At 56.5% G+C, this 22,169-nt stretch carries 15 protein-coding genes; 9 read left to right on the top strand and 6 right to left on the bottom strand.

Annotation, left to right across the window (positions count from 1 at the left end; translation table 11 throughout):
- Window positions 1-54: 54 nt before the first annotated feature.
- Window positions 55-798 carry a 6-phosphogluconolactonase gene (locus RBB63_RS21160; protein ID WP_309387208.1) on the bottom strand — a complete coding sequence of 248 codons (744 nt, stop codon included), beginning with the start codon at window positions 796-798 and terminating at the stop codon, window positions 55-57.
- A 50-nt stretch (window positions 799-848) separates the two neighbouring features.
- Window positions 849-1,856: a glucose-6-phosphate dehydrogenase assembly protein OpcA gene (locus RBB63_RS21165; protein ID WP_309387209.1), complete on the bottom strand. Its 1,008-nt coding sequence runs from the start codon at window positions 1,854-1,856 to the stop codon at window positions 849-851.
- Between the two features lie 167 nt (window positions 1,857-2,023).
- Between RBB63_RS21165 and RBB63_RS21170 the strand changes: the two genes are divergently transcribed.
- The 4 genes from RBB63_RS21170 to RBB63_RS21185 all read left to right on the top strand — a co-directional run bounded on the left by RBB63_RS21170 (window position 2,024) and on the right by RBB63_RS21185 (window position 7,243).
- The gene (locus RBB63_RS21170; RefSeq protein ID WP_309387212.1) at window positions 2,024-2,443 is read left to right on the top strand and encodes a YraN family protein; all 420 of its coding nucleotides are present in this window, start codon (window positions 2,024-2,026) and stop codon (window positions 2,441-2,443) included.
- A gap of 13 nt (window positions 2,444-2,456) precedes the next feature.
- On the top strand, window positions 2,457-4,010 hold the full coding sequence (gene zwf, locus RBB63_RS21175; protein WP_309387214.1) for a glucose-6-phosphate dehydrogenase: 1,554 nt from the start codon (window positions 2,457-2,459) through the stop codon (window positions 4,008-4,010).
- Between the two features lie 3 nt (window positions 4,011-4,013).
- Entirely contained in the window at window positions 4,014-5,984 is a 1,971-nt protein-coding gene (locus tag RBB63_RS21180; protein ID WP_309387216.1) for a hypothetical protein, read from the top strand.
- A gap of 71 nt (window positions 5,985-6,055) precedes the next feature.
- Entirely contained in the window at window positions 6,056-7,243 is a 1,188-nt protein-coding gene (locus RBB63_RS21185) for a serine protease (protein WP_309387217.1), read from the top strand.
- A 6-nt stretch (window positions 7,244-7,249) separates the two neighbouring features.
- Here the strand turns inward: RBB63_RS21185 and RBB63_RS21190 are convergent, their stop codons facing one another.
- A complete protein-coding gene (locus tag RBB63_RS21190) occupies window positions 7,250-7,735 on the bottom strand; it encodes a GNAT family N-acetyltransferase (protein WP_309387219.1) in 486 nt (161 codons plus the stop codon).
- A gap of 63 nt (window positions 7,736-7,798) precedes the next feature.
- Here RBB63_RS21190 and RBB63_RS21195 point away from each other — a divergent pair, with 63 nt between their 5' ends.
- The 4 genes from RBB63_RS21195 (at window position 7,799) to RBB63_RS21210 (ending at window position 12,311) form a co-directional block, all read left to right on the top strand.
- Entirely contained in the window at window positions 7,799-9,271 is a 1,473-nt protein-coding gene (locus tag RBB63_RS21195; RefSeq protein ID WP_309387221.1) for a RimK family protein, read from the top strand.
- Between the two features lie 12 nt (window positions 9,272-9,283).
- Window positions 9,284-9,748, top strand: a complete 465-nt coding sequence (locus tag RBB63_RS21200) for an SET domain-containing protein-lysine N-methyltransferase (RefSeq protein WP_309387222.1) — start codon at window positions 9,284-9,286, stop codon at window positions 9,746-9,748.
- Between the two features lie 57 nt (window positions 9,749-9,805).
- Entirely contained in the window at window positions 9,806-11,122 is a 1,317-nt protein-coding gene (locus tag RBB63_RS21205; RefSeq protein ID WP_309387223.1) for a ferredoxin reductase family protein, read from the top strand.
- A 193-nt stretch (window positions 11,123-11,315) separates the two neighbouring features.
- Window positions 11,316-12,311: an HAD family hydrolase gene (locus RBB63_RS21210; protein WP_309387225.1), complete on the top strand. Its 996-nt coding sequence runs from the start codon at window positions 11,316-11,318 to the stop codon at window positions 12,309-12,311.
- Between the two features lie 190 nt (window positions 12,312-12,501).
- On the opposite strand, the gene RBB63_RS21215 is transcribed toward RBB63_RS21210, so the two are convergent.
- Both RBB63_RS21215 and RBB63_RS21220 read right to left on the bottom strand, forming a co-directional pair.
- Entirely contained in the window at window positions 12,502-14,715 is a 2,214-nt protein-coding gene (locus RBB63_RS21215) for a BamA/OMP85 family outer membrane protein (RefSeq protein WP_309387226.1), read from the bottom strand.
- A complete protein-coding gene (locus RBB63_RS21220; protein WP_309387228.1) occupies window positions 14,694-18,428 on the bottom strand; it encodes a translocation/assembly module TamB domain-containing protein in 3,735 nt (1,244 codons plus the stop codon). Before RBB63_RS21220 ends, RBB63_RS21215 begins: the two co-directional genes overlap by 22 nt.
- 94 nt (window positions 18,429-18,522) lie before the next feature.
- Here RBB63_RS21220 and dnaX point away from each other — a divergent pair, with 94 nt between their 5' ends.
- Window positions 18,523-20,058: a DNA polymerase III subunit gamma/tau gene (gene dnaX, locus RBB63_RS21225; RefSeq protein WP_309387229.1), complete on the top strand. Its 1,536-nt coding sequence runs from the start codon at window positions 18,523-18,525 to the stop codon at window positions 20,056-20,058.
- Between the two features lie 372 nt (window positions 20,059-20,430).
- Here dnaX and RBB63_RS21230 read toward each other — a convergent pair whose 3' ends face one another.
- On the bottom strand, window positions 20,431-21,666 hold the full coding sequence (locus tag RBB63_RS21230) for an integron integrase (RefSeq protein WP_309387231.1): 1,236 nt from the start codon (window positions 21,664-21,666) through the stop codon (window positions 20,431-20,433).
- Between the last annotated feature and the right edge of the window lie 503 nt (window positions 21,667-22,169).

The following is a 22,169-nucleotide window of genomic DNA, read 5'->3' on the forward strand; positions in this document are numbered from 1 at the left end:
TTAAGTAACCCCCAACAATTCGCTGGGGTTTCGCAGGCTAGTTGCCCACGTTCATTAACCTAAGTCCAAATCCAGGCCTTCCGCCGCTGGCGGGTCAAGCAGCCAAAGGACCTTGTGAGCATGAGCGCGCAAGAGGTGGACTGGCTTTTCGCGTGGATTGAAGTCGCCGTGAAAAGCCTGAAAAATTGCATGTTCCTTCACTTCACCACGCACCGTCACTACGATCTGTTTACAGCGTGAAAACCCCTCCGGCGTGATAGTGAGCCGCCAGCCTTTGCCGGGCCATTCGATTGCCGCAAAGTTCTCGTGGTGGTTGGAGCCAATCAAAGGGCAATGCGGATATAGAGACGCAGTGTGGTTATCCCCCCCCATCCCCAGGAAGCAAATATCAAAGCCGCGATGCGCACCAAATCGATCATTCCAGCGATGATTGAACTCGTCTGCGCATTCGTGAGGATTCAGGTCAACGGCCCAAGGCATTTTGTACTCCGTCGCCACGGAGAGTGGAGTCAGCATGCCTCGGTCCGCATGGCCAAAGTTGCTCTCATCGTGATTCAGCGGCACGCAACGCTCATCACTGGTAGACCAGACCACGCGGTCTTTCAGGTCAGAGGCAAGCGCCTGATGGTTGGCCGCCCATTCGTAAAAGGCTTTGGGCGTGGAGCCCCCGGTCAACCCAATAACGACCTCTCCTGAGGCATTCTTCAGGGTGTTTTTAATGAGGCGCATTGTCTCAATGTATATCGCCTCTTTGGGCAATACATGCACCTGCCCAAGATTGGTTTCGAAAGTCTTCATAGCAACGGGAGGGGGCTGGGGGTTCAGGGGTATGAATTCAGATAAAAGCGTCAGGCAAAAAACATCGCTTCCGACAATGCCTTGTCTCCAGAGAGTAATTTCACCTGCATGGGCGCACTCCGTCGGCCTTTGCCAAAATCAGCCGTAACCTGGGCGCCTGAGCCATCGGCCTGCAACGTCCAGAACAGGTGTCGCCCGTCGTTGTAGGTCCACTCCAGCTCAAGTAAATGTTCTTCCGGGCAATTGCCAGTGATGAATTCCACGCTTAACTCACCGCCCTTCGCGCAGCTTGTCAGGCATTCACGGCACCACTTAACCAAATTGACAGCTTCTCCCTTGTGGCTCACCTTGCCGCGAGCTTCCACCTTCTGCAGCCCGTCAATCAACCGAGTTGGCTCCACCGAGCTCAAAAACTGCCCCAAAGATTGACGCACCGGCAGCAAACGCGCCCAAGCAATGTCGATCACGCTTTCCGGGCGCGGCCAATCGATGTTGTCCAGCTTGTTGTCATCCTCCATCTCGACGGAAGAGTCAAAGATCACCCGACGGCAGCGCTTCACAAAATCCATATGTAGGTCGGTGATGCGCTCGGCAGGAATGCGGTTAAACCAATGATAGGTTGGCAGGTCATTTTCCAACCAAATAGACACCTGGCTGCTGAGAAAACCAGCTTCACGCGTCGGATAACCGAGGATAACCGCTTCCGTGCAGCATTGGTCGCGCATGGATTCGCCAATGTAGCACAGACTGAAAATCTTACCCTGTAGTAGGCGGTCACTACGCTCACGGCCCATCGGGCAAAGCGTGATGATGCGGCAGGGGTATTTCTGGGCAAACTCGATGGCGTCGTCAAAGCGAGCTTTTGCTTCTTCCAAAGAGGTTTTTAGGCCAAAGTGCAGGATAATGTTCATCTGCGAGGCGCGGAATTCGCTGGCGTTGCCCGCAGCGGGGTCAAACTGCGTGCTCCACATCGAAGACAGCATTGGCGAAACCTCAGAGACAGACATTTGCTGGCCCGGCATCACATCGAAAATAGTAGGCGGTTCGGCGGTGGACATGATCGTAGCCTAGCTCAATAACCCACCCGACGACAAGCATTTGTAGCAGAATTAACTCAATTTGATGATTCAGATCAGCCGCATTCATGGTTAGGATTAAAATCTTCACTCAATGCCGACATAGTTGGCCTTTACAGACACACGCCAAAAGTCAGAAACTGGCGCAAATGCTACAACGACTGCGACAGCTCATCACGCCCAAGGACGCACCCAACGATCGCGCGGCCCGTGGCGCATTGGGCGAAAAAGAGGCCGCAAAGCACTTAAAAACGAAAGGCCTGCGCATACTCCACCGCAACTGGCGAGCAGGCAAAGACGAACTGGACCTGATTGCCCTCGACGGCAAAACCTTCGTCTTCGTCGAGGTCCGTAGCCGCGCTGCCAAAGCGCTCGTGAGCGGCTACCACAGTGTCACGGCCAAGAAAAAAGCCTGCCTGCTCCGCGCTTGCCGCGCATACCTGCGCCAACAACGCCCACGCCCGACTCATTTTCGCTTCGATATAGTTGAAGTCAGGCTTGGCATTGATAAGGATTTGTCTATTCATCATTACGAGAACGTTCCGCTGTTCCCGGACAGCTTCATCTGAAATACCACTCACTATGTTAAATACGGACGCTTCCGAACGTCACCCTTTCCTGCAAGGTTTGAGCAAACACCGCGGCGCACCGCCCACGGCGATTGTTATTTTTGGCGCCTCAGGCGACCTTACAGCCCGCAAACTGATCCCAGCGCTCTACAACCTGGGCCTCGACAACCTGCTCCCGCGCGACTTCTACCTGATCGGTTACGGCCGCAAGCCCATTCCTGACGAAGATTTCCGCAACGATTCTGAAGCCGCACTGAAGAAGTTCTCCCGTCGTCCACTGAACGACGAACTGTTCCAGCACCTGCGCCCGAATATTTACTACCACGATGGTGGCTATGATGACCTCGCAGCCTTCGAATCTCTGCGCGAGAAAATGCTCGGCATCGAGAAGGACTTGGGGCGCGACGTGCAGTTCATGTTCTATATTTCAACTCCGCCATCGGTCTTTAAGCCGATTCTGGAGAATCTCGGCGCCAGTGGCCTCGCCAAACACGGCGAAGGCACCGACCTAGCCTCCAAGGTGATCATCGAAAAGCCCTTCGGTCGCGACCTCAAAACCGCACAAGAGCTCAACACCATCATCACCAACCAATTTGACGAAAAGCAGGTCTACCGCATCGATCACTATTTGGGCAAAGAAACCGTCCAGGACCTCATGGTGCTGCGCTTTGCCAATAGCATCTTCGAGCCGCTCTGGAACCGCAATTACGTAGAGTGCGTCCAGATCACCGTGGCGGAAAGCCTCGGCGTAGGCACGCGCGGCGGTTACTACGATCAGTCTGGCGCCACTCGCGACATGCTGCAGAACCACACCATGCAGCTCCTTGCGTTGACCGCCATGGAGCCGCCCGTCTCCCTGTCCGCTGAGGACATCCGCGACGAAAAGGTGAAGCTGCTCAAAGCGATTCAGCCAATGAAAACCGGCCCCGATGGCGATGTCGTCCGCGCCCAGTATGGCGAAGGCCTCATCGACGGTGAACGCGTTCCCGGCTACATGCAGGAAAAGGACATTCCGGCGACTTCCGCCACCGAAACTTTCGCCGCGCTGCGCATGTCGATCGACAACTGGCGCTGGCAGGGCGTTCCCTTCTACCTCCGTAGCGGCAAGCGACTCGCCCGACGCGTATCGGAGATCGCGATCCAGTTCAAGCAGCCCTCAGGCAGCCTGTTCAGCGATCCCGCCCGCTTTGACTTGGCCTCGAACACATTGGTCATCCAGATCCAACCGGACGAAGGCGTCACCCTGCTGATGAATTCCAAGATTCCGGGCCTCGAAACCCGCACGCAGCCGGTGAAGATGCACTTCCGCTACGCGACGACCTTTGGCTCGAACACGCCGGAAGCCTACGAGCGTCTGATCCTTGATGCGATGGTCGGCGACTCCACGCTCTTCATTCGCGGTGACGAAACGGAGACCTCCTGGAAACTTTACACGCCGGTGCTCGAACACTGGGCCGAATGCGGCCGCAAGGGCTTGGAAGAATACACCTCCGGCTCCTGGGGGCCTCTCGCTGCCGACCGCTTGCTCTGGCAGCGTAAGCACGAGTGGCGTCGCGCTGGTCCGTAGTCCATGTTTTGGGGCGCGATACAGCTGCTCGCCAACAGCTTTTTAGCCATCATCGCTGGCGCCCTGCTGGCCCAGCGATTCGCGCCTGACCTCAATTGCTGGACTGATCGTCTCCTGGCTGCGTGCCTGACCTGTTGCGCGACCATCGTCACTATGACGCTGGCGCTAGGCTATGCAGGCTGGTTGACGGCAAACAGCCTAACTCTGCTGTCTCTCGTTCTTGCCGTAAGCGCTTACCGATTGCGGGGCCCAAAGACATGGTGCTGGCGAGAGCTAACCTACGCCAAGCGTTGGCCAAAATCCTGGCAGAGATTGCCTTTATTCGATCGCCTCCTGCTGATTGTAATACTCTTGGCACTCTTGCTGCCTTTGCCCTTTGCTCTGTTGGTCGAGCCACTGGATCAGGACACCTTAAGTTATCGGCTAAGCCGTATTGCCACATGGCTTTATGAAGGGCGCCTTTCATGGCTGCATACCACTGATCCGCGCATGAATTACTCGCCCATTAATGGCGACCTGCTCATGCTGTGGATAGCCAGTCCTTTTCCGATCGGATTTCCTCTGGTCAAGCTCGTCCAATGGCTGGCGGGAACAGTGACCCTGCTGGTGGCGTACTGCATGAGCAAGCGCCTCGATTTCCCGCTCCGCTTACGACTAGCCGCCTGTTTGCTGACTCTGGCGGCGCCCGTTATCTACGCCCAGATGATGACGGCGCAAGTCGACCTGATTGCCCTGGCCATGATGAATGTCGGCATCTATTTTCTATTCCTACAAAGGCCCCACGCCTGGCTGGGCTGGCTCGGCGTCAGCCTGGCGATTGGCGCCAAGGCAAGTGTGCTCTTTTGGGGACCTGGCTTGGTCGTAGCCTATTACATCTACCTATGGCGTATAAAGCCCGGCCTGAAAAGACTTGCCCCCCAAGCGTTAACCGCTGGAGCCCTCATGCTGGTTTTTGCTGCGCCACGCTATATTGAAAACCAGATTCATTACGGACATGCGCTCGGTTCTGCAGATCATGTGCACGGTTACTCAGAAAGCAAAGATGGCGCGTTTTCCATGCAGCGTCTCCAGTTGGGGCTACTGGTCATGCTCAGCCAATCGACTGCTCAAGCTGATGACCTCCCCCCCCTTAACTGGGCTCTCAAGCCGCTGATGCAATACTGCATTGAGGCCATGCCGCAGACCAATGATCCGCACGCCGTCACTTATCGGCGAGGCTTCCTGGAGCAATACCTGGCTGGGAACATCCCTCGGCAGAGCCATATCTATGGCACTACTGGCGCACTGCCCTTCCTCATCTTTGGCATGGGAGCGCTCTACCTTTTCATCAGGCTGCTTCGCCGAGAAGCAAACGATGAAGACTGGCTCCTGACCGGACTGGCGATCAGCGTTCTCTTCTATGTGGCAACGTTAAACGGCGCCTTCATCTGGTGGCCGTATAATTCACGCTTTCTCTCGATGCTAGTTCCGCTCTTGATCGTAATCGGTCTTTATGCATTCCGCAATCAGCGGTGCGCGCCGTCAATCTGGGCCGCGATCAGCCTGGCGGCCATTGCCTGGACGGCTTACCTTGGCATGACTGCTGATGCGACAACTGGTTGGAACGGACTGCAGGCAAACACCAAACGCACGACCAGCAATCAAGTCCGGGCCCAGAAACAAATCGTCAACGAACTCTTGGCGGAGAATAGTCGCGTGTTAATCACCCTTCCGCTTTTTTCTCCCTCCTCAGCATTTTACCGCACTGGCAAGGGCCTCGAAATCGTTCACTTCCAGTTGGAAGATTCGACGCAGTTCAATTCTATCAGCGAGATCTTAAGTGAAATGCAGGCCGACTACTGGATCTGTTCTTCACATCAAAATCTAGAAATCATTCGCCACAATGGAATCAACATTTGGCAGTCTCCAGTCGAGGGAAGCAATGAGGTCTACCTCATCTTTGAGTTGGCGCAGCCAGACGGCACCAGAAATTAACTTGCCCGGATTCAAGCTCACTTTGATAGCCATTGACGGGAATAACCGCAGCCTGTAGCTACTCTTAATCTGTGCGACTTATCCTCTCAGCAGCCATCCTAGCGTGCCTTCCGCTTGCCGCGCAGGAGCCCGGAACGTGGGAAGACTTGGAGATCACCATCAACGTAATTGGCGGGGACGATGCGACGCCCAACGAATATCCTTGGATGGTTGGCGTAATGGACCGCACGAATCCCGATAACTACACAGGTCAATTTTGCGGCGGGGCGCTGATCCACCCATACTACGTCCTCACAGCAGCACATTGCACCGAGGGAGAGACCACCAGTTCGATGAATGTGCTCGTGGGAACCGACGACCTGGAATCCGGAGGCAGGCGGCTCAACATCAGCCAGATCATTGTCCACCCACTTTATGACAATGTGGAGTTGGACTACGATATCGCCCTGCTACGCCTGGCAACGCCAGTCACCGACATCGAGCCGATTGATATTTGTGACCAGGAGGAATGGCAGGTCGAAGGAACTATTGCGCGCATCATTGGCTGGGGGCAATACACGCTCGATGGATACTACACCAATCTGCTGCAGGAAGCCGATGTATCCATCCGCAACTACGACCAAGCCAATGCCGCTTGGCAATATACCCTAACGGATCGTATGCTGCCCGCCGTCGGCGAAGGCGGCATTCCGGACACCTGCTACAATGACAGCGGCAGCCCATTACTGGTCAAACGCCACACCGACGACGCCTGGGTCGTTGCCGGGCTGACCAGCTTTGGCGACGAATGCGGCAGTGAAGATCCCCCCGCGATTTACACCCGCGTGTTTCGCCTGCGCGATTACATCTACGAGTATATTTACCCCGACTTCGCAAACTACGCGGCAGTCTACAATCAATATGCCCTCGGACTCGACACCGACGGAGATGGCTACAGCCTGCTCGCGGAATACGGCTTTAACCAGAATCCCTACAGCGGTCTGTTGACCGGTAATCCCACCGCTGGCGTCGTCGAAATCGAAAATGAGACTTATGCCACGATCACGTTCAATCGACGGCGCTTCATGGACGACTTTGCTTTTAACCTTTGGCAGGCCCCAACGCCAACCGGGCCCTGGGAAAGCATCTCACTCGGCGCTCACACACTGTCCGTCACGACCCTGAACACGACCACGGAAGTCGTCACCGCCCGAGCCGACGCCCCCATTGGAAACGCGCCTTTCCTTCGCCTAACCTTCGAGCCCACTGGCAACCTGTAACGGGAGCTATTCGCAACCTCGCTCCAGTATCAAGTCATAGGCCGCAAAGCCCAAGCGCTCATAGAATGCAATCGCGTCACGGTTACTCGCTGAGACGCGAATACTAATCTTCTCGGCTCCGTTTTCCCGAGCCCAGGCACGAAACGCCTCGACCAATTGGCGCCCCACACCGCCACCGCGCACCGTCGAGCTCACAAATAAAGTCTCCAGTTCCGCCATCGGCGAGGGGCGACGATAACTCGCGCATTCACTCAGGCACCCCAGTGCGGCGCCGACTAACTCACCGTCGATCTCAGCGACCCAGCAAACGCCGTCCCCGGCTAGGCGTTCACGAAAAAACTCCGCCGCCTCCTCGCCTTCCGACCACCCAGCGTCGAGCGTCGGGTCAAACTGCAAGTCATGCGCGATGAGCTGGCGATCCAGCTCACGAATCGCATCAAAATCAGCCTCTTGGCCTAGTCGAATGATTACGTTTGGGGCGTTGTTTTTCATTGAGAATTTAGCAGAAAATGTCTGACTCTGTCGGCTTTAGCAATACCGACCATTGTCGGAAAAATGATTCCCTATTTATTCGTTACTGATCGGCCTGAAAAGTGGCCTAATCTCTTTCCCGCAGACTCTCTGGTTACCGCCCGTGATTATTTGACGGACCCGTCAATCGCGTCGCGGAAAGGCGCCCGCGTGATCAACCTGTGCGCGTCCTACCGCTACCAGAGCAAGGGCTACTACGTGTCACTCGTTGCCGAAGCGCGTAAGCACCGCCCGCTGCCCGCAATCGACACCGTGCAGGACACCAAGCTGCCATCGATCATCCGCCTGCTGTCGTCTGAGCTCGACGAAACGATGAAACGCGCGCTTTCCAGCCACGGCGGCAGTGCCTACGATTTGGAAGTCTTCTTTGCACGCACAAAGGAGAAAGCATTCGAACGCTTGGGCCGCCAGATTTTCAATCTGTTCCCAGCGCCGCTGCTCAAGGCGCATTTCCGCAAAACGTCGGACGGCTGGGCATTGGTCAACATCGACCTCGTCGCGCTCAGCGGCGTGGGGGAGGACTCTCGCGAATTCCTGGCCGACGCCATTCGCCACTTCATTCCACGCGGCCAGCCCAGCGCCCCACGCAAGCAGGCCCCGCGCTACTACCTCGGCATTCTTTACGACAAAGACGACCCAGCGCAAAAGGCGTCCAACCAGCGTGCAATTGATAAGTTCATCGACGCCGGGCGCAAAATGGGGATCGAGTGTGACCTCCTCGGTAAAGACGACTACGGCGACATTGCCGAATACGACGGGCTCTTCATCCGTGAGACGACCGCAGTCAACCACTACACCTACCGCTTTGCCCGCAAGGCCGAGCGCGAAGGCCTCGTGGTGATGGACGACGCACAGTCCATTCTCAAGTGCGCAAACAAAGTATTTCTGGCGGAACTGCTAGCCCGCCTGAAAATCCCCACGCCACAAACCTTTCTCTTCGACAAGGACATGCGCGACGCCGCCTTGGCGCAGATCGGCCTGCCCGTAGTCATCAAAAAACCGGACTCGTCCTTCTCCATGGGGGTCAAGAAAGCCGAAACCAAAGAAGAATGGCTGGCTGAAACCACCGCGATGTTCGAGTCGTCGGAGTTGCTTGTGGCGCAAAGCTTCACGCCTTCGGACTTCGACTGGCGCATCACCGTGCTCGGCGGCGAATTGCTCTTTGCATGCAAATACTTCATGGCGCACAAGCATTGGCAAATCTACAAGCAGACCAGCCAACGCAACACCCGCGCCGGACGATCCGAAGCCATCCCTCCCGGGCAAGTTCCCTCCAAGGTGCTGCGCGCCGCGCTCAGAGCCGCCAATGCGATTGGCCGCGGTCTTTACGGCGTCGACCTGAAGGAAGTGAACGGCGAAGTCATGGTTATCGAAGTCAACGACAACCCTAGCATCGATGCGGGCGTCGAAGACGAGCTTCTGCGCGACGAACTCTATCGCCGCGTGATGAGCGAATTTCTCCGCCGCATGGAGCAACGCACCGCGCTCAAAGCCTAACGACCATTCACGATGATACTGCCTGCTTACCGCATCGACGCATCCGGCATCCCTGGCGCTGGACAAGGCGTGTTCTTCACTGAGGCAATCAAGGCGGCTTCGGTCATTGTCTCGCCGGATAAAATAGACCGCACTTACACCCGCGCGGACTTAGACGCCTTCGGGCCCGACTCACCCGAAGACGCCGCCTCCGTACGTTGGTTTGAGGGCCACTACACGGTAAGCCTCGACTGGCCAGACGAGTGCTACATCAACCACAGCTTCACGCCGAATGGCCTTTGGCACCTGGGCTTTGTCTTTGCGCTGCGCGACATCGCTCCCGGCGAAGAGCTAACCATCGACTACCGTCTCATTGTTGGCGACCACGAGCGCCTGCCATTCGACGACGCCGAAACCGGCCAGCCCATCATAGGGCTCTCCTGGCGTGAAAACCTTCGCCAGACGACTGCGACGCTCGCCAAGTTGTTGGCGGATTAAGCTTTGAAACTTTTTCGCTAGCGGTGGGCGCCTAGATGAGTTTAGATCCCGCGTGACATGGCTTTGAAACAACTACTGCGCCGTGAAGTGATCATCGTGAGCCTGGTCACGATCATCACCACCAAGCTCTGGCTGATGGCAAAATTCGCGACCGTGCAACCGCCTGATCTCTGGCCGTGGCGCGGTCCATCACAATTGCTTGGCTTGCTGTCGCTGGTCTACATGGGACTGGCGCTCATAGCGGGCGCCCGCAGCCGCACGCTGGAAGGCGTTTTCGGCGGGTTGGATCGCGCGGTTAGACTCCATAAAAAGCTCGGCCGTTGGGCGATGATCATTCTATTTATCCACCTACTGCTGCTCATTCCACCATGGAAGGCCGCAGGCAAGCTCGTGGGCGATCTGTTTATTCCGTGGTATTCTCCCACCGCGCGCACACCAGACATCCTCGTTACCTACGGCTTTTTCCTACTGGCCTTCCTCGCCTATAACAAAAGCCTGCCCTACGCACGCTGGCTCGGTATCCATCAGCTCTTTGGCGCCCTTTACGTCTTCTTCTTTTTGCACATTATTTTTGTGCCGGGCTCGATCACTGAGTTTGAACCACTCAGCACCTGGATCGTCCTTATCGGCGCTGCGGGCAGCCTTTCCTGGCTTTACCGCATCCTCTTTTTCAAGCGCTTTGGCCCCCGCTACCGTTACCGCGTGGAAGCAGTTCAGCGCACGGCCAACGAATCATTCGACCTCGTCTTGCTGCCCACCGAACGCCGTATGAATTACGATCCCGGCATGTTCGCGTTTATCTCCGCCGTCGAGCACCCAACACTCCCCACTGAGCTTCACCCGTTCACGATTTCTTCCACGCCGGTCAACCGTGAACTACGGTTCTCGATCCGCGCCATTGGGGACTACACGCAAGCCCTGCGCAAGATCGAGCCCGGCGCCGCGATGGATGTCTATGGCCCATTTGGCGGTTTCACGCCCAACCACTTTGTGCGCTACCGTCGGCTGGTGCTAGTCGGCGCCGGCATCGGCATCACACCGTTTCTATCGATGCTCGCCTACGAGTTGACTAACAATGACTTTCGCCGCATCTGGCTCTACTACATAGTCCGCACCCCCGAAGACGCGGGTTACGATGCGGAAATCCGCTCACGCTATCAACAAGCCGATTCCTACATCGACTACGAACTTTGGATTACAAAGCAAAGGGGCCGACTAACCGCCAAGCAGATTCACGAGAACATCGGCGACATTGACGACTACGCCGTCATGCTCTGCGGCACAACGCCCTTCAACAAAGCCTTCACCAAGCAGTTCCTTGAGCTCGGCATCCCCCGCGAACGCATCATCTCTGAAGACTTCGCTTTTCGTTGAAGTGAGCCATTGCGCCCAGAGTTTTCTCGGCACGGAAATGGCCAAACAGGTCGCTTTGCACGAACAAAGAAATTTTGATCAAAATAAACCATCAATAATATGAATTGCCATTTAAGTTCGACATTTCAGTTGAGCCGAACATCATATTACTGCCCACCTCAAGGGCTCATGCATCTCTCACCATCCTTCGCCCATGAAAGCTCTCATAGCCACCCTCTCAATCCTGACACTGAATCTCCTGGTCCTGCCGCTGATGGCCGACCCGCTACCCTCCTGGAATAACACCGCTGCGAAAAAAGAAATCAAGGCCTTCGTTGACGGAGCAACCAATCCTGACTCCACCGATTACATCCCCCCCAGCGACCGGGTCGCCGTGTTCGACAACGACGGCACCCTGTGGTCCGAGCAGCCACTCTATTTTCAGCTATTCTTCATTTTTGACCGTGTCAAGGAGCTGGCGCTGCAGCATCCTGAATGGGCTGAGAAGGAACCTTTTGCCTCGGTGCTCAAGGGCAACTACGAGCAGGCAATGGCCAGCGGCACGCCAGCATTGGTTGAAATGGCCGCAGCCACTCAAACCGGCATCACCAATGAGGAGTTTAACGAAGCGGTCAGCAAGTGGCTCGAAACCGCCAAACACCCGACCAAAAACGTCCTTTATACCGACCTCGTTTTCCAGCCGATGCTGGAGCTGCTCACCTACCTCCGCGCCAATGATTTCAAAACTTACATCGTCTCCGGCGGTGGCGTGGACTTCATCCGTGTCTTTGCGGAAAAGTCTTATGGCATTCCGCCAAGCCAAGTCATTGGCTCGACCATGGATTCCAAGTTCGAAATGCGCGACGGCATTCCCACCATCGTCAAAACGGATAAGATCATCCTGGTCGATGATAAAGAAGGCAAGCCAGTTGGCATTTATCAATACATCGGCCAACGCCCGGTCTTTGCCGCAGGCAACTCCGATGGAGACATGCAGATGCTCGAATACACCACCATCCCGCGCAGTCAGAGCGACACCAAGGCGCACTTTGGCCTGATTGTCCACCACGATGACGGTGAACGCGAATGGGCTTATGATCGCGAATCCCACATTGGCCGATTGGACAAGGCCTGGGACGCCGCCACCAAAGAAGGCTGGCTCGTCGTCAGCATGAAAGACGATTGGGCGACAATTTATCCAAGCAAGTAATTTGAGCAAACGGCGACCGGCGCCTCTTAGAGGGCGTCTAAAAAGTCTGATCGAGTCGGCGAGATGTATTCGAGAGGCAAAATTTCGGCTTCTGAAGCGAGGCGAAACCAGTTTCGTCGAGGTGAAGAAATGGAATTTTGACCACGAAGACGCTCTCCAACGAAGGTCAATTGAGTTTTTGAACGCCCTCTTAGAACGGAAAGCCCAGCCCCACTTGGAAGCGACCGTCCGGATCGATGTCGCGCTTCTTGACGTTGTAGCCGTATTCGAAACGCAGCGGACCAACAATCGTGCGGATGCTGATGCCTGCGCCTACGCTGACCAGCACTTCATTAAACGGGTAGTCGCTGATCTGGGCCGCGTTGCCTACGGTGTCACAGAAGACCACGAAAGAAAAAGTTTCGTTGATGCGCTGCTCAAGCTCCCCCTGCCACAGCATGTAGCTGACCGCGCCGATCTGCTGCCCCTGCGCATTGACGGGTGACGCCTGGTCCCGCTTGTAACCGCGCACCGTGTTTTCACCGCCTAAGAAGAAGCGGCGGTTCACGGGAATTTCATCCTGCGCAGAACCGCTCGTGGTAATCACGCCATGCTTGAAGCCGAGGTGCAGCGTCAGTCCAAAATTTCCCAGCGGGTGGTGATAAGCCCCGCCTAACTCGGCGCTGTCGTAGTTGACGTTTCCACCGAAAAACGGGCGGGCAAACTCCGTCGCTAAAAACCAGTGATAGCCCTTTGTCGGGAACACCGGGTTGTCCAACTCACTTTGCACGAACTTAAAACCCATCGCGCCAATCCGCGCCTCCAGCGGCCCCGGTGGCACCAGAAAGTCGCGGTTTGTCGCCTTCACATTGTCCAGCGAATAGCTCACCGAGCTGCTGATATTCAGCGCCGAAATGAAATGCTGAAAGCCCGCGCGGGCGCCCCATTCCTGCCGGTTAAAAGTCAACTCCTCGCGGCGTAGGTAATTGATGTTCGAGAAGAAATCCAGGTCGTAGCCCAAGAGCTGCGGTATCCAGTAATCCACGTCAGCATAAGTGGCTTTGAAGGATTGCACAAAACGCAGATCCGCCCGATGCGCGATATTCCAGAGATTATTTCGCTCCACTTGAAAGCCGCCCCGCACGATGTCGAAACTGCCCACGCCGAAGATCAAATCGATCTCGGTGCGGCCTTTCGGCGTAAGCTCGTAAACCACGTCCCACTCCCCCGGCTCAACCTCTTCGTAGTCAATCTGCACACGCCGAAAAATGCCGAGTTTGCTCAAGCGGCTGCGGCCTTCTTCCACGGCAGTTCGGTTGAGCGGTTCACCGGGCTTCGCGTTGGCTTGCTGCTCCAGCAACCAGGGCGCGACTTCTTCGCCGCCCTCGAACTTCACGCCATGCAGGGTCGCATGCGCACCGGGGTGAACGTTCAAAATCAGCTTTCCGTAAATGCGGTTCGCGTCTTCTTCGATCACTTCAAAATCCGCCTCTACATGCGCTTCGGGATAGCCCTTTGCAAAGGCTTCACGACGCAGATTTTGGATCGCTTCACCGACCCAGTCCGGCTGCAAGCGCGCTTCGGCAAAGGTCTTTTCCCGCGTTTCCTCAATCTGACTTTTTGGCGCTTCCTCCACCCTGCCATCGGCTAGTTGGTTGACCACATTTTCCGGCGCACTCTCGGCATCCAAATTAGCGTTCTCGGGCGGATCAGGCTTAAACATCACCACTTCCATTTGATCAGTGTAGAAGACCGGCCCAGGCTCTATCGTTGCCGTGCAACTCACCTCGCCTGTCTCATCATTGACTGAAAAATCTTTCTCCACCACCTCCACGCGGCGATATCCCTGGTCCTTCAACGTTTGCACGATCCGGTTGAGCCCCGCTTGAAAGCGCCCCTCCGTGAAGTAGCGATCCGTGTCGCTGACGATCATTTGGTCCGTCGCGTAAAAGTAGCTCTCGACCTTCGAAGGCAGGTCATCAGGCACGCCTTCGATCTTGATCGAGCTGATGTAATACAAGAGCCCGGCGCGGACATTAAACTTTACGGAATCGCCAGCGACATCACGCGGCGGGTTGGGATCGAGGTCGCCATCCGCCCAGGTAGAAGTAAAGACGACCTCCTCGCCTTGCAGCAATTGAACATCCAACTCGGGATCGAGGTAGCCTTTTTGCTTAATTTCACCGGCTAGAATCCACACCGCGTCTTCGAGAAACAGGCCGTCGTAGTCTTCACGCTCCTTGCCCTCGACATCTAGGATTTCCAGCGAGCGCTCCAGGTAAAGATCCGAGAAATAGCCAAAGCCCGACACCTCCACATTGGGGTCGCCAATGAGCCCGAAAAACGAGCCTGCTCCGAGCATTCCCGGAGCCAGCATAAGGCAAAGCAACGCTAGGCGCCGGATCAGTCGCGGTAGATATTCCATTCCAAATCAAGGTAGTAAGCATCGTACTTGTCGTAGGCGCCCACGATGTCCAAATCTTCGTTGATCTTATAGCGAATGTTAATCGTGTCCTTGCCGGAAGACGAAACATCTTCACCAATGTTAACCTGTAACGTGTCGTCGAGCGGATCAATCAAGCCCAGGTCCACCAGGAAACTACGACCGATGTAAATGCCAATGCCGCTCAGGCGACTCTCGGTCGAGCGCGCGTGGTCCGGAATCTGGCCGGACGTAACCATCAAGATAATATCCGACTGCTCCAGACTCGGCGTCGAAGAAAAAGATACTATAGGCTCGTTCGCCGTCCCCGTCACGCGCATCTGTAAATCATAACCGTAGGCGCGACCACTGGCCGTGACATTTAACCGCGGCACATCGGGATTGTTCTGCGGGATTTCCACTGCGCCGCCATCCACCCGCAGTGTCGCAAACGGAAACATGATGATCCCCTGCTCCAACTCCGCCTGCCCATACATGTAGGGATTGCGCAGCGCGCCGCGCAAACTGAAGTCCGCCGACACAACGCCCTCAAAAGTAGGCACTCGCACGCGTAGAAAGCGGTCGCCTTCGATCTGCAAGTTCAGACGCCAGTCGGACAACGGCTCATCGGTGATTGAGAAATAGGGAGGCCGCAATGCACCGCCACCCGCTGCAGCCCCGCCGCCATCGGTTTGGAACGAAGCGAGGTCCTTCGTGAAAAAGCTTTCGTTGAGCTTCAGTTCGCCGCCAATCGTGGTGACGCCTTCATTGTCGGTTTTCAACGTAATCTTTGGCGTACCCCGTAAAATCATTCCCGGAGACCGCGCCAATGGCACATTATCACCCGCCAGCTTCAGGTTAAAGATGGGTTTCCATTCCGGGTCCAAATCGACCGTGCCCGTAATGCCAATTGGCGCACCTCCCACGAGGCCCTCAGCCTGCTTCACTGTCAGCGTTCGTCCCTGCATACGGAACGCGGCGTTGATGTCGTTCACTGAACCTAGTTGCGCCAGTGGTCGCGTCTTCACGCCCTTGATATCCAGCGCCCCAACGATGTCATGACCGCGCGATAAATTCGCCGTCACGGACAAAGTTCCGTCTTCACGCAACACATCCGGCAACCAGTCGCGAAAAGCGTTCAGCGGAACATCAGTAAACTTCACTTCGCCGGTTGCTTCCGACCAATCCGGCGCCTGCCCCTCCTCGATCAAAGCCTGCCAGGCATCGTGGCCCATCGGCAATTGCCCCACGACCGTCAAGGGCTTTCCGGCGATGTTTACTTTGCCCGTAGTCACTGCAAACTGATCCGGCGACAGGTCGATCACGATCTCGGCGTTTTGCACCCGAGGCAACTTACGCTCGGCGTCCGCCAGTGCCTCCAACGCCGCAAAACGCAGGTCGAGCTTGCCTTCCGGCGCCGTCACGTCGCCCGTGATGCGAAAATCGATTACAGGGTCGACGAAGTCCACTCCAGCCTGCGCCTCAACCCATTTCCAAACCGGCGACTCGTCCGGCTCGCCCTTTAACGTAAAATCGATGGGTTCATCTTCGCTCAAATCCCACAACTTGGGACCGGCGGGCGTGATGATTAACGGGGCCTCTCCCTGCGCCTGCAACAGCGTGAACTCACCCTGGGCAACATGCAATTGTGGCAGGAGCAGCTTACCTTCATCCAAGGTCAAGTCGACAGACAACGTGAGCTCGTCCTGCTCCTTGGGCTGAAGCCCTGCCTTCGCTTTGAGCTTGGCTTGCAGCGGCCCTTGATCCCAGCCAGCCAACAAAGTCAGCGAGTCCAGCTTCACGTCATAGGGCAGCGGTTTGTCCAACACCAGATCCAGCCAAACCGCCGACACATCGCGCGCCTCCAGCTTCAGCTTACCGGCGCGCGGATAATCGATATCGCCCTTAAAGCTCAGTGCGCCGCCAGCCTCGCCATCAAGTTCCAAGGGCGAAATGCTCACGCCCTCGTCGCTCTGCGTCACCGTAAACGGTGCGGCCAGCGTCAGCTCCGGCTGCTCCTGCACGTCGAGCTTCAACGCGTCAATCGTCACCGTGCGCGTCGTCCCCCCCAGCGATGCGCTGCCTTTTAAATCAATGCCACTGCGCTCGCTGCTAAGCTGAATCGCCAAGTGCGAAAACTCCAACCAGTCCGCCTCCCAGTCCATCGACAAATGAGCGGGGGCGCTTTCTTGATGCTGCAAGCTACCGATACGCGCCGTGCCAGAATGGGTCGGGGTTTCCATGTCGCCATTCACGGTCAGTTTCAGCTCGATCGTTTCATAGTCTATAGCCTGCTCGCCAATGAGCGGCTCCAGCGCTTTGAGAAATTTCGGGTCCGCCACGAGGTCGAGGTTCAAATCTTCCACATGCCGCTGCTCGACATCGGCCTTGCCCGTGGCGGTTAGCGATGTCCCCTCCCCCGTCGACGCATCCAGCTCCTCAATCGTCAATTGCGGGTAATCCAACTGCGCCTTGAAGGCCAGCGACTCCAGTTTGAATTCATCGTAGCGCAAGCTTTGTCCTGCAAAGTTTGCCGTAAACAGCGGCCAAGCCTCGCCTGGTCGGTGGTCGACGACCAACGCGCCCTGCAAGCGCCCATCCAGCTTCTGCTCGGGAATGTCGCTCAAGTTCAAGTCCACGGTCAGCTCGGCGTCTGGCAGGTCCTTGAGGTTGTTTAACTCCACCCGCAACGGCTTCGACAACTCAACGTGGCTCGACCACGCATCCACCAGCAACTGCTCCACGTTAACCACTTGGTCATCGCCGCGTGCTTCCAAAGCCACCTTGAGCGGCGGCAAATCCTGCTTCTCCGGCGCGGCCTCCGCGTTGAGTGAGATGTCTGCTTTCGCGCCATCCCAGTCCGCTTTCAGGTTAATGCTCGGCTGCTCGTAATCTGGTAGGTCATAGATGTTAGCCGGGAAAATGAAGTTCGTCGTCTCGGCATGCGCGCTGGTCGGAATGTAGCCTTCGGAGCCGACAACAGCTGAAAAAGTCATTCTGTTCGGAGTTTTTTCGATCTGCAGATCACCCGTGAGTTCTATCTGATCGCTTACGACAACCTTTCCCTGCAAGAGGAGCGGAAGCTCCATATCCGCAGGTTTCTTCAGTTCAAAACTCAATTGGTCCTCGGCTTCACGCTCGACGAAAAGCTGAATCAAACCGCGCAAGTTGCTACGGCCAGCTTTGAAATAATCCACTTCAATTCGCTGCGGCCCCACACTGATATCAAGCCACTTCACCAGCTCTTCGTCATCTTGGCGGTATTCAACGTCACTCAGATGCACCCTGTTAATCCAACCAAAGGCCTCATCCCAATACCCAAGAACATCCGTCATCAACGCTGGTAGGTTCAAGCTCCCCTCCTCACTGGGTTCCTGATCAGGCTTTTCGGATGACACAGCCTTCACCAGAACAGCATTCAGCACTACTTTAGCATCTGAATCATTCCCGAACCAACGTCTCGAAATGAGACGCCACGGCGTCGGCGCTTCAAGGGTATCGACCTTCGCTTCGAGGCCGTCCTCCAGATACCAGACATCCGTCAACGTGTAATGCCCGTCCTCCCGCGAGATTTCCGCAAACGTCACCCCATATTCCTTCAGCAGTGGGCGCATCACGGACGGGGCCCAGGAGTCCACCGTCGCCAGCGTGACGAGAAAAATCACGCATACGACGGCCGTGAACCAGCCGAGGATTTTCAGTATCTTACGTTTCATCAAGGCGTTACGCGCCGAGGGTTAAGGTTTTGCGGAAGAATGTAGATTCGAGGTTGCAGGTTCGCAAGTCGCGCTTCAATGTTTCTTCTCCCAAATGGCGCAAGAGGCATATCAAGTCATCGCGCGGCGCTGGCGCCCCAAACAGTTCGACGAAATGGTCGGACAGGAGCACATCGTCCGCACCCTGAAGAACGCGATTGAAACCAACCGCATCGCGCACGCCTACCTGTTTGTCGGGCCCCGCGGCACCGGTAAGACCACCACCGCCCGCATCTTCGCCAAGGCCCTCAACGCCGAAGGCGGCCCCCAGGTCGCGCCCGACGACTCCACGCCGATTTCTCAGGCCATCATGAGCGGCTCCTGCATGGACGTCATCGAGATTGACGGCGCCAGCAACAACGGCGTCGACCAGATCCGCGACCTGCGCGAGGAGTGCCAATACGCCCCCACGCAAGGCCAGTTCAAGATCTACATCATCGACGAGGTGCACATGCTCTCCAATCAGGCGTGGAACGCGCTCCTGAAGACCCTCGAAGAGCCGCCCTCGCACGTGAAGTTTATTTTCGCGACCACGGAAGCCAACAAGGTGCTCCCGACCGTCGTCTCCCGCTGCCAGCGCTTTGAGTTCCGCCCAATCCCGGACGAGAAGATCATCGAGCGCCTGACCATCATTGCCCAGGCCGACGACATCAAGGTCGACGACGGCGCCCTGAAAGCCATCGCCCGCATGGCCGATGGCGGCATGCGCGACGCCCAGTCCATCCTCGACCAGCTCATTTCCTTCTGCGGCAACGACATCACTGAAGCCAAGGCGCTCGACGTTTATGGCCTCGCTGCCCCGGCCACCATCGATGAGATCGTCAAGGCCATCGCGATTGCCGACTACCAAAAGCTTTTTGCCGCCATTGAGGCCATCGCCGCCGAAGGCCGCGACCTCTACCGCGTGCTGCTCGACATCCAGTCCCGCACCCGCGAGGCCATGATCGAGGCCATCCGCAACGGCGGCTCGACCGACAGCCTCGGCGCCCCGCTCACCGCGGAGTCGCTCACCCGCATGCTCGACGCCCTGCAGTCCGGCGAAAGCCAGGTGCGCAGCGGCCTCAGCCAACGCGTGAACTTCGAGGTGGCGCTCCTGCGAGCGGTCGACCAAAGCCGCACCCGGGCGATCGACTCGGTCATCAAGGAACTTAGCAATCTCGCAGCCGGCCTCCCACAAGACGCCGGCCAAAAAAAAATAGAGACACCGGCAACGCCCGCCAGTAGCGGGCCGATCCCGCCGCTGGGCGCCATGCCCAAGTCTGCTGCGCCGCCCAAAGGCCCCGTTGCTCGCGCCACCGGCATCGACACCGAGCACCCCGCTGGCGGCGACCACGACGACGGCCCCACCGAAGACGAGTGGAACCGCACCTCCGACTCCGCCGACGAAGCGCCCGAAGACCTGGCCGAGGAAATTCCCGTCGCCCGCCCGAAGCGCGCCCTCGAAGCTGACGCCGTCAAATACGGTCCTGAGACCAAAGAGTTTCAGGCCGCCATGGAAGCCATTGCTGGCGACACCGAACACCTCCTCGTCGACCTCCTCCGCGCCGACTTCAAGTTCGTCGAAAGCGTGGACCCCGAAGCGCTGCGGTAGGCAACGGTGAGCATAGCTCTCCAGAGTCACTGCGGAAAAAGCAAACTCCCGGCGAATTTACTACTCAGAAATCTTGCCTTCCGCCCCCATTTCTGACATATTAAAAAACATCCGCTCAGGCGTCAGGTAAGCCCTCAAGACTACCTTAAGTATCGCCGACTGCGCGACCAAGCGTCGCCGACTGTCACTCGAAGTGTCGCCGACACTTCTCCGGAGCATCGCCGACGCTTCGGCACACTTAAGCCCGTATGATGGTCTCACCTTCGAGCTGGTGTGAGTGTAACATACGGGCGTGTTTGATCCAACCTACAGGCCGACTTCTTCTCCAAGACAACCGAGATGTTACTGAATGTCGCCCTTGGGCTTTCAAGCCTACCCAGCCAAACGATCCATGGGACTTACGATGCCAAAGGGTTTCTTCATGACATGAGTGTAAATCTGCGTGGTTTCCAACTGCTCATGCCCCAAGAGCTCCTGCACCGTTCGGATGTCCACACCGCCTTCCAACAAATGAGTCGCAAAGCTGTGGCGCAAGGTGTGCGAAGTCACACGCTTATCAATGCCTGCAGCCACTGTCGCACGCCGAACTGCGGTTTGATAGGAGTTCTCCAGTGCGTGGTGACGCTTCTGCTCGCCGCTACGAGGGTCGGTGGCCAACTTGCTGGCGGGAAACAAATACTGCCAATTAAAGTCTTTTCGCTGTTGACGGTATTTGCGCTCCATCGCGGTCTTCATACTCGTGCCCGCAAAACCTGTCGCCAAGTCTCCCCGCAATACCCGGCGCACTGCCTTCAACTGCTCGCGCAAGGGAGCCTCGAGCGAGCCGGGCAGCACCGTTACCCGATCCTTGTCCCCCTTGCCTCCGCGCACCACCAATTGGCCACGCTCAAAATCCAGATCCATCACCCGAATATGCAGCAACTCGGAAATCCGAAGACCCGAGCCGTATTGAAGCCGAGCCATGAGTGAAAACTGCGGCGTAAAGGCCCCCAGCAAACGCTCCACCTCAGCCGTAGAAAGCACCACCGGCATGCGACGGCGCTGCGGCGCACGCGTGGCCCCCTTAAACTCCACCTCAGCCTGCCCCAACACATGACGGTAAAAGAATAACAATGCGTTAAATGCCTGCTTTTGCGTGCTTGCCGAGACCTGCTCGACCTCCGCCAACTGACTAAAAAACCGCACGGCGTCCTCAGCACTGGCAGCCATCGCATTAACCGGATTCAAGAAAGCCTGAAAACGCCTCAGCCACGCCAAGTACCCCTGCTCAGTACGATAACTCAGGTGCTTCAGCCGCATTTGACGACGCATCTGCCGCCCCGCATCATCCATGGCCATCGCATTTTCAAAAAACCACTTCATCGCCGACGCCCACTGCTTTTCTTGCCACGGCTCCGGCTTACGCTCCATCACCGCCGACCGCCAAAAACGTCGACCATTATCCCGATCCCCCGGCCAATCCAATCCATGCTTGGCGCAGTAGCCAAGATACCATTTGAGCGTAATCATCCACTGCTCTCGCTGCTTCGCACTTAGCCGCTCATCCGCCCTCAATAACTCCTCCAGCCATGCCCTCATGTACGCGAACAATAGATGAAACCATTTCATGTTATGCAAGATAATTCGCGTACATAAATATCATCAAACAGGGATTACAATCAAGCTAAGTGCTTGACTCATAGGCCCATTGAGCCAACATTCTATCAACACAAGCATGAGATTGTACATGACAAATTTCATGTATAACTTAAGTTCGGTCAGAATACTTTTTCTCGTATTTCCTTTGGGTCTTCGCGTCTTTGCGTGAGATTCAAAAACGCATGAGTGGTTCACGCCAAGACCCGGAGACCCAAAGCCACTCCGCTACAGAAAATGTAATACCATCACACTGAGGAATTGCCATCTGCCTGAAACCCACCTACAAAGATTCCCACTCCACAACCATGCAACCGCAACCAGCAACCGAACCAGTCGAGGTAGCTGACCCTTCATCCCGCGCCTTTAGGCGCTCCATGACGGTCAGCTACTCTTAGCGTTCGCTGAATAGAATGAAATCACAATATGCAAAGATTCTAAGTCCATTTCCTGAAGAAGAAAAAAAGGAAATCCTG

The organism is Cerasicoccus frondis (genome assembly GCA_031296915.1).
In the GTDB taxonomy this organism is placed as follows: Bacteria; Verrucomicrobiota; Verrucomicrobiia; order Opitutales; family Cerasicoccaceae; genus Cerasicoccus; species Cerasicoccus frondis.

Excerpts from the sequence above, each read along its gene's own strand:
- RBB63_RS21160 (WP_309387208.1), bottom strand. The coding sequence starts at position 798 with ATGAAGACTTTCGAAACCAATCTTGGGCAGGTGCATGTATTGCCCAAA.
- RBB63_RS21165 (WP_309387209.1), bottom strand. The coding sequence starts at position 1,856 with ATGTCCACCGCCGAACCGCCTACTATTTTCGATGTGATGCCGGGCCAG.
- RBB63_RS21170 (WP_309387212.1), top strand. The coding sequence starts at position 2,024 with ATGCTACAACGACTGCGACAGCTCATCACGCCCAAGGACGCACCCAAC.
- zwf (WP_309387214.1), top strand. The coding sequence starts at position 2,457 with ATGTTAAATACGGACGCTTCCGAACGTCACCCTTTCCTGCAAGGTTTG.
- RBB63_RS21180 (WP_309387216.1), top strand. The coding sequence starts at position 4,014 with ATGTTTTGGGGCGCGATACAGCTGCTCGCCAACAGCTTTTTAGCCATC.
- RBB63_RS21190 (WP_309387219.1), bottom strand. The coding sequence starts at position 7,735 with ATGAAAAACAACGCCCCAAACGTAATCATTCGACTAGGCCAAGAGGCT.
- RBB63_RS21195 (WP_309387221.1), top strand. The coding sequence starts at position 7,799 with ATGATTCCCTATTTATTCGTTACTGATCGGCCTGAAAAGTGGCCTAAT.
- RBB63_RS21200 (WP_309387222.1), top strand. The coding sequence starts at position 9,284 with ATGATACTGCCTGCTTACCGCATCGACGCATCCGGCATCCCTGGCGCT.
- RBB63_RS21205 (WP_309387223.1), top strand. The coding sequence starts at position 9,806 with ATGGCTTTGAAACAACTACTGCGCCGTGAAGTGATCATCGTGAGCCTG.
- RBB63_RS21210 (WP_309387225.1), top strand. The coding sequence starts at position 11,316 with ATGAAAGCTCTCATAGCCACCCTCTCAATCCTGACACTGAATCTCCTG.
- RBB63_RS21215 (WP_309387226.1), bottom strand. The coding sequence starts at position 14,715 with ATGGAATATCTACCGCGACTGATCCGGCGCCTAGCGTTGCTTTGCCTT.
- RBB63_RS21220 (WP_309387228.1), bottom strand. The coding sequence starts at position 18,428 with ATGAAACGTAAGATACTGAAAATCCTCGGCTGGTTCACGGCCGTCGTA.
- dnaX (WP_309387229.1), top strand. The coding sequence starts at position 18,523 with ATGGCGCAAGAGGCATATCAAGTCATCGCGCGGCGCTGGCGCCCCAAA.
- RBB63_RS21230 (WP_309387231.1), bottom strand. The coding sequence starts at position 21,666 with ATGAAATGGTTTCATCTATTGTTCGCGTACATGAGGGCATGGCTGGAG.